Origin of the sequence: Vibrio sp. VPAP30 (assembly GCF_001188205.1) — a bacterium.
Lineage (GTDB): Bacteria > Pseudomonadota > Gammaproteobacteria > Enterobacterales > Vibrionaceae > Vibrio > Vibrio bivalvicida.
In genome coordinates this window covers 24,805-36,910 of sequence record NZ_LBLS01000016.1, presented here as the reverse complement: position 1 = coordinate 36,910, position 12,106 = coordinate 24,805, and the positions used below count along the sequence as shown (strand labels likewise).

At 45.2% G+C, this 12,106-nt stretch carries 13 protein-coding genes; 8 read left to right on the top strand and 5 right to left on the bottom strand.

The annotated features are described in order from the left end of the window. Positions 1-104: 104 nt before the first annotated feature. Positions 105-767, top strand: coding sequence for a ribonuclease T (gene rnt / locus ZX61_RS04330; RefSeq protein WP_049843488.1), 663 nt, complete (start codon positions 105-107; stop codon positions 765-767). A gap of 26 nt (positions 768-793) precedes the next feature. Next, positions 794-2,119, top strand: a complete 1,326-nt coding sequence (locus ZX61_RS04325; protein ID WP_049843487.1) for a Na+/H+ antiporter family protein — start codon at positions 794-796, stop codon at positions 2,117-2,119. 88 nt (positions 2,120-2,207) lie between these two features. On the opposite strand, the gene bamC is transcribed toward ZX61_RS04325, so the two are convergent. Next, positions 2,208-3,233: an outer membrane protein assembly factor BamC gene (gene bamC / locus ZX61_RS04320; protein WP_049843486.1), complete on the bottom strand. Its 1,026-nt coding sequence runs from the start codon at positions 3,231-3,233 to the stop codon at positions 2,208-2,210. A gap of 58 nt (positions 3,234-3,291) precedes the next feature. Next, positions 3,292-4,170 (bottom strand): 4-hydroxy-tetrahydrodipicolinate synthase, encoded by an 879-nt coding sequence (gene dapA, locus ZX61_RS04315; RefSeq protein ID WP_049843485.1) that lies wholly within the window; start codon positions 4,168-4,170, stop codon positions 3,292-3,294. 299 nt (positions 4,171-4,469) lie between these two features. On the opposite strand from dapA, the gene ZX61_RS04310 reads away from it, so the two are divergent. Then, positions 4,470-5,012, top strand: a complete 543-nt coding sequence (locus ZX61_RS04310; protein ID WP_049843484.1) for a glycine cleavage system protein R — start codon at positions 4,470-4,472, stop codon at positions 5,010-5,012. 12 nt (positions 5,013-5,024) lie between these two features. Then, on the top strand, positions 5,025-5,495 hold the full coding sequence (gene bcp / locus ZX61_RS04305; protein WP_049843483.1) for a thioredoxin-dependent thiol peroxidase: 471 nt from the start codon (positions 5,025-5,027) through the stop codon (positions 5,493-5,495). Positions 5,496-5,564: 69 nt separating this feature from the next. On the opposite strand, the gene ZX61_RS04300 is transcribed toward bcp, so the two are convergent. The 3 genes from ZX61_RS04300 to ZX61_RS04290 all read right to left on the bottom strand — a co-directional run bounded on the left by ZX61_RS04300 (position 5,565) and on the right by ZX61_RS04290 (position 8,951). Further along, positions 5,565-7,436, bottom strand: coding sequence for a methyl-accepting chemotaxis protein (locus tag ZX61_RS04300; RefSeq protein WP_049843482.1), 1,872 nt, complete (start codon positions 7,434-7,436; stop codon positions 5,565-5,567). 207 nt (positions 7,437-7,643) lie between these two features. After that, the gene (locus ZX61_RS04295; RefSeq protein WP_049843481.1) at positions 7,644-8,708 is read right to left on the bottom strand and encodes an AI-2E family transporter; all 1,065 of its coding nucleotides are present in this window, start codon (positions 8,706-8,708) and stop codon (positions 7,644-7,646) included. Beyond that, entirely contained in the window at positions 8,709-8,951 is a 243-nt protein-coding gene (locus ZX61_RS04290) for a sulfurtransferase TusA family protein (protein ID WP_049843480.1), read from the bottom strand. It lies immediately after the preceding gene. Positions 8,952-9,196: 245 nt separating this feature from the next. Here ZX61_RS04290 and ZX61_RS04285 point away from each other — a divergent pair, with 245 nt between their 5' ends. From ZX61_RS04285 to ZX61_RS04270, 4 genes are read left to right on the top strand one after another with little or no spacing between them, the layout of a single operon-like run. Beyond that, complete coding sequence (locus ZX61_RS04285) at positions 9,197-10,651, top strand: beta-barrel assembly-enhancing protease (RefSeq protein ID WP_049843479.1); 1,455 nt, start codon at positions 9,197-9,199, stop codon at positions 10,649-10,651. 17 nt (positions 10,652-10,668) lie between these two features. Then, entirely contained in the window at positions 10,669-11,013 is a 345-nt protein-coding gene (gene arsC / locus ZX61_RS04280) for an arsenate reductase (glutaredoxin) (protein WP_049843478.1), read from the top strand. Then, positions 11,010-11,579 (top strand): NAD(P)H:quinone oxidoreductase, encoded by a 570-nt coding sequence (gene wrbA, locus ZX61_RS04275; protein WP_049843477.1) that lies wholly within the window; start codon positions 11,010-11,012, stop codon positions 11,577-11,579. The genes arsC and wrbA overlap by 4 nt, the downstream gene beginning before the upstream one ends. 2 nt (positions 11,580-11,581) lie before the next feature. Continuing rightward, positions 11,582-12,010 carry a DUF2069 domain-containing protein gene (locus ZX61_RS04270; RefSeq protein ID WP_049843476.1) on the top strand — a complete coding sequence of 143 codons (429 nt, stop codon included), beginning with the start codon at positions 11,582-11,584 and terminating at the stop codon, positions 12,008-12,010. Positions 12,011-12,106 lie beyond the last annotated feature (96 nt).

Here is a 12,106-nt window from a genome sequence, read left to right as displayed (position 1 = left end):
TATAGGACAAATTACCAATGATTCATTTTCAATCAGCATTAACGGTTTTTCTCGCTTAAAGAATCTGCAATAATGTCTGCCCTGTCACATTATTTTAAGCACACATGACTATTGAAAACGAAGCATTGACGCTAAAAAAACGATTTCGCGGCTACTTTCCAGTTGTTATTGACGTAGAAACCGCTGGGTTCAACGCAAAGACCGATGCGCTACTCGAAATCTGCGCCGTTACCTTAAAGATGGACGAAAACGGCGATCTTGTCCCTGCCTCTACCATTCATTTTCATGTCGAGCCATTTGAAGGCGCTAACCTAGAGAAAGAAGCGCTGGAATTTAACGGCATTCGTGACCCATTCAGCCCATTACGTGGCGCAGTGACAGAATCTGAAGCCCTCAAAGAGATTTATAAGTTGGTACGCAAAGAGCAAAAAGCCGCTGATTGTAGCCGTGCAATCATGGTCGCTCACAATGCAAACTTCGATCACAGCTTCGTGATGGAAGCGAGCGAGCGTAGCAAACTTAAACGCGTCCCTTTCCACCCCTTCGCTACCTTTGACACTGCAACGTTAAGTGGTTTGGCTTATGGCCAAACGGTGCTTGCAAAAGCGTGCAAAACCGCAGGGATGGATTTTGACAATAAAGAAGCCCACTCTGCTCTATACGATACACAAAAAACGGCAGAGCTCTTCTGCGGCATCGTCAATAAATGGAAAGCCCTTGGCGGTTGGCCGTTAATTGATGCTGGCGAAGAAGAAATAAAAGAATAAATGTAAACACAACACACGAGTAAATTATGAACCCTGTTGTCATTTCTGTATGTGTCATGCTTGCCTTAGCACTGATGCGCGTCAATGTCGTCGTAGCACTGACATTTAGCGCTATCGTTGGTGGTTTGGTTTCAGGTATGGAACTTAATGAAGCGGTTGCTGCCTTCGAAAGCGGACTTGGAGGTGGTGCCACTATCGCACTTAGCTACGCTATGCTCGGTACCTTTGCTGTTGCTATCTCGCGCTCTGGTATTACCGACCTTTTAGCAAATAGCGTCATCAAACGTATTAACGGTAAAGAGAACGCGTCAGCCTCGACTGGCCTAAAATACGCGGTACTGATTGCCTTAGTGTTAGTCACTATGTCGTCACAAAACGTTATTCCAGTCCACATCGCCTTTATCCCGATTCTTATTCCACCTCTACTAGGCGTTTTTGCAAAGCTTAACCTCGACCGTCGAATGATCGCTTGTGTACTCACCTTCGGTTTGGTAACGCCTTATATGGTTCTACCTATTGGTTTTGGTGGCATTTTCCTAAACAACATTCTGCTTAAGAACTTACATGAGAACGGTCTAGAAAACGTTGTAGCTAGCCAAGTGCCAGTCGCGATGCTACTTCCAGCAGCCGGGATGATTTTTGGTCTACTTACAGCGATTTTCTTTAGCTATCGCAAGCCTCGTCAGTATCAAGAGACGGAACTGACCCACGTAGAAGAGAACCCTGAGTCGATCAATAAGAAAAACATTCTTGTCGCAGCGGCAGGTATTGTTGCGGCATTAAGTGTGCAGCTTTCTACTGGTTCAATGATCATTGGTGGCCTTGCAGGATTTATGGTGTTTACTTTTGGCGGCGTTATTGCGTGGAAAGAGACGCACGATGTTTTCACCAAAGGCGTACACATGATGGCAATGATTGGCTTTATCATGATTGCAGCAGCGGGTTTTGCGGCGGTAATGAAGCAGACTGGTGGTGTAGAGTCGTTAGTTGAAGCGCTATCAACAAGCATTGGTGACAACAAACCACTAGCCGCACTACTCATGTTGGTAGTCGGTCTACTGGTTACTATGGGGATCGGTTCATCGTTCTCAACTATTCCAATCCTCGCAACCATCTATGTTCCCTTAGCAGCCGCGTTCGGTTTCTCTCCGATGGCCACTATCGCGCTAGTCGGTACAGCTGCAGCTCTGGGTGATGCAGGCTCTCCTGCTTCAGACTCAACGCTGGGTCCGACGTCGGGTCTAAATGCTGACGGTCAACACGAGCATATTTGGGAAACTGTAGTACCCACCTTTATCCACTACAATATTCCATTAATTGTCTTTGGTTGGATTGCCGCTATGGTGCTGTAGTTAACTACTTTGCCACTGACCACCGTGGCGATATAGATATAAAAAAAGCTGACATCATGTCAGCTTTTTTATACTTGCTATCTGCTTGTTACTCGTCTGTCTGTTCAGCAACAGCAGCAATGATTGGCACCATATCTTGCAATAACTCTTCTTCTACTGGTTTGCCCGCGGAATCTGTCACATTTATTGACGTACGGTTACCAAGATCACCCAGAAGGAAAGTGTATGTACCTGATGCTAGCTGGATTGGCTTCACACCTATCTCAGTCCAGAACTCATCATCTGGCGCTGCATATTTTGCTTTAACCGTGCCTTGTGACTGATTACGTTCTTCAATCGTAAAGCCCATTTCTGGCAGCAATGTCGGAATACGTAACCAAAGCACATTGTATGGAGTACGCGCAATAATAACCGGGAATCCGCTGCGGTCAGAGCCCATCGAAATTGGGATCTGCTTAACCAATTCTTGCGCTTTACGCGCCGCTTCTTCACGAAGGTCTTGGTCATAACGAGCCGTGACTAAGTTAGTCATCAAAGCATTATAACGCTCTTTGTTGGTCTCGGTCACAGGTACTTTCCTGCCACCTTCGCGCCAATCGATCAAAGAAATTTTAAACCCGTGGCGACCACCGACAAGAATACGTTCAATCGAGTAACGTGAGCCAATTTCTAGCTCTTCGTCTTGCTCCGTCCATAATACCCAGTCTGTTTCAAGACGAGTGTCAGTCTGCTCAAGAATACCGATTCCGTGCTCTTGAAGCATCTTCAAAGCAGTCTGCCATACTTTATCTAGCTCATCTTCACGTAATAACCACAGTGTCGTTTCACCTTGTTTACGCTCGGCACGTGCGCCAGGAATAAGCTCAAGGATTTGCTGTGGAGAACGGATATCAACATCTTTGCCAACCCCACCAGAAAAATCACCTTGAGGAATATCGTAATTTTTATAGAACTGAGGGTTAGCGCCTTCAGCTAGCGTCCACTCTTTCAAGGGTGGCGTGTTCAAGTATTCGAAGTCATCCTTCGCTTGACGACGCTGCGTGGCACTACCGGAACATGCACTTAAAACAAAAACAGCTAGTGAACTGACGACTAGCTGGTGAGACAATTTCATTGAAACTCCTGATACATACTTGCCGGAGCAGTGACACTCCGGCAGTCCATCTTTAAATTTAGTAAATGCAAGCTTCCGTCATCGCTTGAGCCACTATTGGGCGAGCATTTTCAGACAGCTCTGTCAGCGGTAATCGCAGGCCACCATGTTCGATAAGGCCGAGTGTATGGGCTGCCCACTTGACCGGAATCGGACTTGACTCAACAAATAGGTTCTTATGCAGCGGCATCAAACGTTGATTAATGATTTCCGCTTCTTCAAACTTACCTTCACTCGCCAGTCTAAACATCTTCGCCATATCTTCTGCAGCGATATTGTTGGTCACAGAGATCACTCCATTACCACCCTGTTTGACAAATTCGAGCCCAGACGAATCATCGCCACTTAGTAAGATAAAATCTTCGCCACAAAGTTCACGGTGAATTGCAATTCTGCTTAAATCACCTGTCGCATCTTTTAATGCAACAATGCTTTCAATTTCAGAAAGACGAGCTACGGTTTCAGGCAGTAAGTCTACCGCAGTTCGCCCCGGTACGTTGTACAAAATTTGTGGTACATCACTCTCTTCTGCAATTGCTTTGTAGTGTTGGAACAAACCCTCTTGAGTAGGTTTGTTGTAGTAAGGAGTTACGCTTAGACAACCCGCAATACCAGAGTTGTTTAATAGACGACTGAAGGTAACAGACTCATGAGTGGCATTGGCACCCGTTCCCGCAATGACAGGGATACGACCTTCTGCAAACTCAACCGTCTTCATCACAACCTTGACATGCTCTTCAATCGTAAGCGTCGCCGACTCACCAGTAGTACCCACTGCAACGATGCCGTCACTACCAGCCGCTACATGGTATTCCACCAGTTTCTTCAGGCTCACGTAATCTACTTCGCCATCATTATTAAACGGTGTAATTAACGCTACTATACTTCCTGAAAACATGTCTTTCTCCCTAATTTAGATACTAATCGCATGGTACTGTAAGGCGATTGATAAAGACAAGCGCTTAAAGCCGCTTAAATCACCTAAATGAATGAATATTTATCAGATGTTAGAACTTTGGCAACTTACTCCTTTCAATTCCGGTCGTGTCAGTAGCAAGTTAGGAATTAACCCAGTACGACGCAATAGACTAAAATACGTTCAAAGCAAATTAGAAAAGCGTACCGAGGCCATTTTTCTAGCATATAACTGTGCTAAGCTATCTCATTAATAAACCTAACTTTGATAGAAGTGAACCTATGACTCAACATCTGGTGATTACTGCGGTAGGAACGGATCGCCCAGGCGTATGCAACCAAGTTGTACACCTGGTCACTCAGTCTGGATGCAATATTGTTGACAGTCGTATCGCCCTATTTGGCAATGAATTTACCCTAATCATGTTGCTGACCGGCAATAAAGCAGCGGTGACTCGTGTAGAGACCACTCTCCCACTTCTCGGTCAGGAGCATGATCTCATCACCATCATGAAACGTACTTCTACTCACGCTCACCTTGACAACGCCTACACGTTAGAAGTGTTTGTTGAATCAAATGATAAGCCAGGATTGACAGAAAAGTTCACCAATTTTTTCGCAGAGAAGAATATCGGTCTTTCGTCACTCAGTGCTCAAACTATAGACAAGCAAAAAATCGACTCGGAAAAAGACCAGTTCCATATTGCGATAACCGCAACTGTAGACTCAGAATGCAACTTAATGCAGCTACAAGAAGAGTTCGATAATCTCTGCCAAGACTTAGCCGTTCAAGGCTCACTAAATTTCTTAAAAAACAGCCAATAAAAAGGAATCTCCATGAACACGCTCACAGCCGGTGCCCCTGCGCCAGCGTTCTCTTTACTTGATCAAAATGGCGAAGCCGTATCACTTAGCGATTTCAAAGGTAAGAAAGTTCTGTTTTACTTTTACCCAAAAGCGATGACTCCCGGGTGTACCGTTCAGGCACAAGGGCTACGCGATGTTAAAGCTGAGCTTGATGCTAACAACGTCGTTGTCCTTGGCGTCAGTATCGATCCAGTTAAGCGCCTAGGTAAGTTCATCGAACGTGATGAGCTTAACTTTACGCTGTTATCTGACGAAGACCACGCGGTTGCAGACCAGTTTGGTGTATGGGGTGAGAAGAAGTTCATGGGTAAGGTATACGATGGCCTGCACCGTATTAGCTTCTTGATCAACGAAGAAGGCGTGATTGAGCATGTCTTCAACAAGTTTAAAACAAAGACTCACCACGAAGTGGTTTTAGATTATTTAAACGAAAACAAATAATTAACTCTTGCTAATAAAAACGCCAGCTTAATCGCTGGCGTTTTAGTTTTGCGGGACACAACTGAACGACTAAACAATAAACTTGTTTAGAATCGCGTCTTGTTCACGAACATTCTCAGTTTGAACTTGCATCGCCATGTTTGCTTCTTCAGCTGAGTCTGCAACTTGAGTCGACAAGTCTTTGATTTTCACTGTGTTGCTGTTGATCTCTTCAGCCACCAAGCTTTGCTCTTCTGCCGCAGAGGCGATCTGCATATTCATGTCGCTAATACGCTGAATCGCGTCACGAATACGCTGCAACGCACCATCTGCCGCTTGTGCTTTGTCAACCGCATCAACTGCCGTATTTTTACTTTCATTCATCGCTACTGAAACCGAACTCGCCCCAGCTTGAAGCTGTTCAATCATATTACGAATTTCAGTGGTTGATTCTTGGGTACGCTGAGCCAAAGTGCGGACCTCATCCGCTACAACCGCAAACCCACGTCCAGACTCACCCGCACGAGCCGCTTCAATCGCCGCATTCAGTGCCAGTAGGTTAGTTTGGTCTGCAATATCATTGATGACTTTCAAAATAGTTTCAATATTGGCAGTGGCAGATTCAAGTCCTTGAACCTCTTCTACCGCTTGATCGATACGTGTAGAGAGCATGTCTATTGAATTGGTTGTATCACTCACGACCGATGAGCCATCCTGAGTCGCTTCATCCGCTTCTTTAGCCGCCGCTGCCGCACCTTGTGCGTTGTTTGCCACTTCAGTCGCCGTCACAGCCATTTCGTTCATCGCTGTAGCTAGCTGCTCTAACTCTTCAAGTTGACTGCGCATAGCTCCTGCTGAATGCTGTGCGCCAACCACCGTCATTTCAGTACCACGGAGTATTTCTGCACCAATAGCTTTAGATTGCTGGATCTGTTTTTGCAGTGTTTCAGTAAAGGTATTGAATCCTTCCGCCAACTGGGCAAACTCTTGGTCTGTGTTGGTATCTAAACGCTTAGTAAGATCCCCTTGACCAGATGCCACATCTTGAATTGCATCGTTCAATGTTGCTAGTGGCTTCATCAACACTTTGATCAAGAAGCTAAGTACCAACACACTAAGTACAACGCCAATCACAACGTATAGAATTGAGCTGCTGCGCATGTCATCCACTGCCGCAAACGCAATATCTTCATCAACAACCGCACCGATGTACCAGTTTTCAGAAGGAACTTTTTCAAAGTGAACTAACAAGCGCTTGCCATCTTGCTCAAACCTTTGATTTCCGCCCTGAACTTTTGCTTGAGGCAAATACTTTGTGAGGTTTTCACCGTTATTTTCAGCTTGTGGGTGAGCAATAGTAGTACCGTCAGCAGTTACGATGAATAAGTAGCCCGCATCCAGTAGGTTTACGCTATTGACCAGATCGGCTAAACCGCCTAACTCCATATCGTAGAACATACCCGCCATAAACTGACCATTCTCTTTGACTGGTGTACCAATAGAGATAATCACTTTTTTCGACGAGACATCAACATACGGGTCCGTCACGACTAACTTGCCTTGCGCTTTCGCATCTTTAAACCAAGGACGTACTCGAGGGTCGTAGTCAGGCCCTGCTTCCCAGCCATCATCATTTTCTACGACAAAACCGTCCGCTTCATAACCAAAGCCAACCGCAAGGAAACTGCCTTTTAACTCTGGTTTTTCTAGAATCTGTTTAACGAGTTGACGGTTTTGCGGATCAAGTTCAAGAACCTCAGTGGTTGATTGAGCCAAAGATTTTTTACTTTCCATCTCTGAAACCACTGTATTCTTCACACCTTTTACCATCTCATTTAAGCTGGTATCAACGAGTGCTTCGACTTCCTGTTTTACGGTGCTTAGCTGTTGAATCGACAACAGGGTTACAGTCACCAGCAGTAGTGCCGATGAAGCCGCAACGATTTTTTGGCTAAATTTCATATTTTCCCTCAATTAGTCAGCAAGCGTTTTGTTATTGTAATTAGTATAGTTATCGTCACGAATAACGTTTACTTAAGAAATTTCTAACAAATACACACTTAAGTAAATTCTATAGTAGGTAAAAATGCCAACTGGAGCACAAACAAAAAGCCCTAAAGAGGTAACTTTAGGGCTTAATATGTAATCGCTTGCATTCACCAAAGCGAGTTATGTCGTCACTTCATCATCCTGACTGGGCAGCGCATTCCACACGGCCTTAACCAAAGTCGCTAGCGGAATAGCAAAGAATACCCCCCAGAACCCCCATAAGCCGCCGAATACTAGTACTGCAACAATAATGGCAACAGGGTGAAGATTCACGGCCTCAGAGAAAAGTACAGGCACCAATACGTTACCATCTAGGGCCTGAATAATACCGTAAGCAATTAACAACCAATAAAACTGTGGGGACAGCCCCCACTGGAATAGCCCAACAATCGCAACCGGAACCGTTACGGCTGCTGCGCCGATATAAGGAATAAGTACCGAGAAACCCACCGCAACAGCTAGCAGCACGGAGTATCGCAGATCAAGGATGGCAAAAGTCACATAACTCACCCCACCAACAATAAGGATCTCCATCACCTTACCGCGAATGTAGTTAGAGATTTGTTCGTTCATCTCATCCCATACTTTGGTTGCTAAGCGACGATTACGTGGTAAAACACCACTGGTCATATCCATCATCTCGTCTTTATCTTTTAACAAGAAAAAAACCAACAGTGGAACCAAAATCAAATAGACAGCCAAAGTAGCCAAACTGACCAAGGAAGCAAGCGAACCTTTAACAACCGTCTCTCCCATCACTATCACTTGGTTTTTAGCATTAGTGACCAGTGACTCGACAATCTGAAAGTTCTCTAGCTCAGGGTAGCGATGCGGTAATTCAGCAATAAACGCTTGCAGACCACCATACATAGTTGGGATATCATTGATTAAGTTGCCAACCTGTTCCCAAATTGTTGGAACTAAGCCAAAAATAGCGACAATCATCAAGCTACTAAAGCCCAAAATAACAAGCACTACGGATAACGTTCGTGGGATACCTAAGCGAGAAAGCTGAACAACAGGCCATTCAAGCAGATACGCCAACACGATAGCGACCAGTAAAGGGGCAATTAGATTGCCGAAGAAATAAATCGTAATGAAGCCGAATAAGAGAATCGCAACAAGGCTTACAGCGTGTGGATCAGAGAAACGTCGCTTATACCAGCGACTTACCATTTCAAACATTCAGCATAATTCCTTTGGGTTTGTTGAGCGGCTGACTTGCACACGATAATAACCGTCCATCTCTTCACAGATTAGCTTAAATACGTGCTGGTGGAGGTAATGAGTGATATCGACATATGAGCTTGAATCAGAAACCAGGAGCAATGTTTGCTCCCCAGCAGCCAAATTTTTTGTGTGACGCTTAGCAAGTAACAGTGCCATTGGACAGCGTTCTTGGCGTAAATCCAAAATATTCGGTTCCATTCTATCGCCCGATGCATATTATTACCGATAGGTATTGTATAGTGTTTTATTCCAGTCGTCAGTGCAAATAATAGTGGTAAGGTCACGGCTGTGAACTCTGGGTGAATCGCTGCTTTTACATTCACTAAATGAATCACTTAACGAATTGGAAACCATATTATCGTTATGGTGTCCAAGCGTATATCCGTCTTGTTATGATAAACGTGACAAGGATGAGGAAATCTACGGAGTATCACCTGTTAAATATGTTTAAACATACGCGTTCATTAGTTTGCCTTTGTATTGCCACCGCATTAAGCACTCCGGCGCCTACGTTTGCAAACAATCTAAACCTTCCTGATATTGGCACCGCGGCAAGTGGCACTTTGACCATTGCCCAAGAACAGCAATATGGCGATGCCTATATGCGCATGCTTCGTAGCGGCTCACCGATTGTTAATGATCCCGTGCTCAACGAATATATTGACAGTTTAGGTCATCGCTTGGTCGCGAATGCATCAGATGTTAAAACACCGTTCACCTTCTTCATGATCCGCGACCGCAACATCAACGCATTCGCGTTTTTTGGCGGTTACGTCGCACTTCACTCAGGTCTATTTCTCTATGCACAAAGTGAGAGTGAACTTGCATCAGTGGTGGCTCACGAAATTGCCCACGTGACACAACGCCACTTAGCACGAAGCATGGAGGAGCAAGCCAGACGCTCTCCAGCAACGTTAGCCGCGTTAGCTGGTTCTTTATTACTGGCAATCGCTTCGCCTCAGGCAGGTATGGCAGCCATTACTGCAACGACTGCAGGTAACATGCAAGGCCAAATTAACTACACTCGTAGCAACGAAAAAGAGGCAGACCGCTTTGGTATCAGCACATTGTCCAAAGCTGGATTTGATGTGAACGCTATGCCGCGATTTTTTGGCCGCCTGGCGGATGAATTCCGTTACGCAAGTAAGCCGCCACCGATGCTGTTAACTCACCCCTTGCCAGAAGATCGTATTTCTGACAGCCGCGCTCGAGCACAGAACTATCCAGCCCGCCGAGTCGACCCGTCCCTTAACTACCACCTTGCCAGAGCGAGAGTTGTCGCTCGTTATACTGGTATCGAGGCAAAAGCCGCTCTGGATTGGATGAACCGCAAGGAAAAACGGGCGCCGAACAATATCAAGCCCTCTCTTCAGTATGGTAAAGCGCTAGTTCACCTAGATAACAATCAGCTTGAAGAAGCGCACTCCATTTTGCAAAACCTGCTAAAACAAGATGCGTATAATCGCTTCTATCTTGATGCGATGTCTGATCTCTATATCGCAATGAAGCAACCAGAAAAAGCAGAAGAAATGCTTAAGCGTTCATTAAAATCAGCACCCAACAACGCGGTACTGACAATCAACTATGCCAACGTGCTTATGGAGCAAGACAAGAACAAAGAGGCAATAAAAGTATTGCAACGTTATACCCATGATAATCCAAATGATGTCAATGGTTGGCACTTGCTGTCTGAAGCCAATATTCACCTTGGCGTAAGTGACGAAGACTTAGCTGCCCGCGCTGAAATCCTAGCGCTCAAAGCCAATTGGGACAAAGCAATTCAATATTACACACAAGCGAGTCAAATCGCTGAATTAGGAAGCTTAAAGCAAGCGAGATATGATGCCCGTATTGACCAATTAATGGTACAAAGGGATCGTTTTTTCGCTTTACAATAATAAATGGAGAAAACTCTATGTCAGTCGTGATTTATCACAACCCTCGATGCTCTAAAAGCCGCCAAACTCTGGCTCTATTAGAAGAAAAAAACTTTCAACCACAAATCATTAAGTATCTCGAAACTCCACCAAGTGTCGATGAGCTTAAAACACTGATGACTCAACTTGGTGTTTCTGAAGTTCGCGATATGATGCGCACTAAAGAAGATATCTACAAAGAGCTAGAGCTGAAATCAGCGGATGACGAAACCCTGTTTAAAGCGATGGCTGAAAACCCGAAGTTAATTGAACGTCCAATCGTGATTGCTAACGGCAAAGCCAAGCATGGCCGACCACCGGAGCAAGTCTTAGACATTCTATGAGTTGCCAAGTCATCATCTTGTATTACAGTCGGCATGGTTCTACGCGAGCCATTGCCAGACAGATCGCACGCGGGGTGGAGTCCATCCCACACTGTGAAGCTATACTGCGCACTGTTGATGAACTAGACGGTGAAAACAAGCCCGACGATCCTGTCATCACCACCAATGAACTCAAGCGGTGTGATGGTTTAGCGATGGGAAGCCCCGTATGGTTCGGCAACATGGCAGCGCCACTTAAACACTTTTGGGATAAAACTACCTCCCTGTGGGTGGCAGGTGATTTGATTGACAAACCTGCATGTGTGTTTACTTCTTCATCGAGTCTTCATGGCGGGCAAGAAACAACTCTGAACAGCATGATGCTACCGCTATTACACCACGGAATGATGATTCTAGGTATTCCCTATTCACAACCAAAACTACACACGACACAAAGCGGAGGAACGCCTTATGGCGCGACATCGGTTAGCTCTACGGGCTCAACGTTAAGTGGAGATGAGATTGAATTGTCGCAACAACTGGGGAAGCGTTTAGCGCAGACCGCTTTAAAACTGAAGGACCAATAACTATGCAAGATATGCAGTCAACGACTAAGCTTTATCGCCTGCTGGCCTTGTTTGGCAACCTTGCCCTACTCACATGGATAATGATATGGCAACTGTCGCTGTCCCCTCATCCACATATTAGTAGCACGACATTAGCTATCGCTTGGGCTGTCCCTCTATTATTACCTCTTCCAGGAATTCTTGCTGGTAAGCCTTATACCCATGCGTGGGCAAACTTTGTTTTGATGCTCTATTTCTTGCACGGCTTTACCATCTTATACGTTGATGATGGCGAACGTTGGTTGGCGGTAGTTGAACTCGCCCTCACAACACTCGCCTTCTTCGGCAATATTCTCTATACCAGAGCGAGAGGTAAAGAACTCGGCATGAAATTGAAAAGACTGTCTAAGGTTGAGAAAGAAGAAAAAGCACGCTTTGAGGAAAGCAAATAGCAAGGTTTAATTTACTCTAAAGCGGAGAGATCACCTCTCCGCCATAATACCCACAGCAAAAACAATGACATTTTATTAAACAAATATAAACATCTC